Below are 1,408 nucleotides of genomic sequence, written 5' to 3' on the forward strand. Positions count from 1 at the left end.
ACGAGTCGACTGATTTGGCGCTGACCATCCATCCTATCGCCGAGAATGATCCGCGCTTGCCGACACCCAATATCGCCAGCAATACGAGTTCAGAACTGAAGGTTCAAGAACTCACAACAGATGCGCGGATTCTCGCAGCAAAATGGCCGCTGTTCGAGGCTAGGCAACCGATCTGGGTGTCCTGTTCAGGCTTTGACAAGAATGGGGATCCCGTCAACAAAGACGTCAGGTCGGGAGAGCCCAATGATTCACCGGATGGATTGTCGGTGCTCGCGCCGGTTGAGTGGTTGAAAACACTAAAAGATGGAAGTGAGCTGACGATTGCCTGTGCGGTCAATCTGGACGGATCTGCAAATGAAGCTGAAGCAGTGAAATTTCCATTACGGACCTACTCTATCAAAGCATACCCCCTCATTCTATCTGAGGACTTTGATGACAAACCCGCCCAACGAATTCGCGCCGGCGAGAGCATTGACCTCCCGAGCATGACCATCACGTACGATTTCACAACTGGTATTGATGGTTACGCCGGCATTCGAACTCACGACGATTCGCTTGGGACTCCCGCCGTGCCAGGGATGTTAGCCCACCACGCTGTCGCGCCATCCTCATGGGATGATGATCAACAGATCACTTTCAGGTTCAAATCAGCCTACTCTCGAGTCAGATTTGCAAACACCTATCGATACCAAGATGTGGACTATAGATTTTGCGACGATTTTGGACAAGTGGGGTTCATACGCTACACTCATACTAGTGGGAGTGTCCCCCAACATGGCTGGATTGATTTCTCTGCGCCCTCCGGCAGGAAAATCACTTCAATTGAATTCCGAACACGGGGCGGTACTTATCTGGATTACTTTACATTCTGGGTTTGAATACTGCCGGAGGCCTGATCCTGACACGAAGAAAAAAGGGGACGTATTTGAATGGCACTTACTTAACAGCTAACCGATTGAGCTGAATAAAAAAGGGGACGTATTTATTTACCAGCAAATTCGCTCCCACAGAGAAATGCATTCCAGATGTGGGAGCGACGATTCGACCTGCTCGCGAAAGCGACCTCACAAACAACACAGCTCATCGGGCATAAAAAAACCGCCACCGGATTCAACCGGATGGCGGTTTTTTTTTGCTTCATCACCATCAGGAATGAAAAACGGGAGAATGAAAAACGGGACGGATTTATTTACCCAACCCACCCGAAACCGATCCCGCCTCGCCCTACGAATCCCTCGATTCCAGAAAGCTTCACGAAGCCGCCGACCGCGCCCTCGATCACTATCTCTGCCCGCCCGGTTCCACGCCACCACCGCGCAAGACCCGCAGAATGTACGCCGTCACCGCGGACTTCAAAAACGAAGAGCTGCTGGTCGATGCCTGCGAAACCCTTGCTTCAGCCAGAACC

At 51.5% G+C, this 1,408-nt stretch carries 1 protein-coding gene and 1 pseudogene; both read left to right on the forward strand.

The genetic code is table 11. The annotated features are described in order from the left end of the window. On the forward strand, positions 1–878 hold an 878-nt coding region (locus ACM6JM_RS16005; RefSeq protein WP_414882203.1), incomplete at its 5' end, for a hypothetical protein. A 305-nt stretch (positions 879–1,183) separates the two neighbouring features. Then, a pseudogene (locus ACM6JM_RS16010) lies at positions 1,184–1,408 on the forward strand (hypothetical protein); the annotation flags it as partial.

Origin of the sequence: Pseudomonas sp. IT-P2, assembly GCF_949767575.1 — a bacterium.
Taxonomy (GTDB): domain Bacteria; phylum Pseudomonadota; class Gammaproteobacteria; order Pseudomonadales; family Pseudomonadaceae; genus Aquipseudomonas; species Aquipseudomonas pharyngis.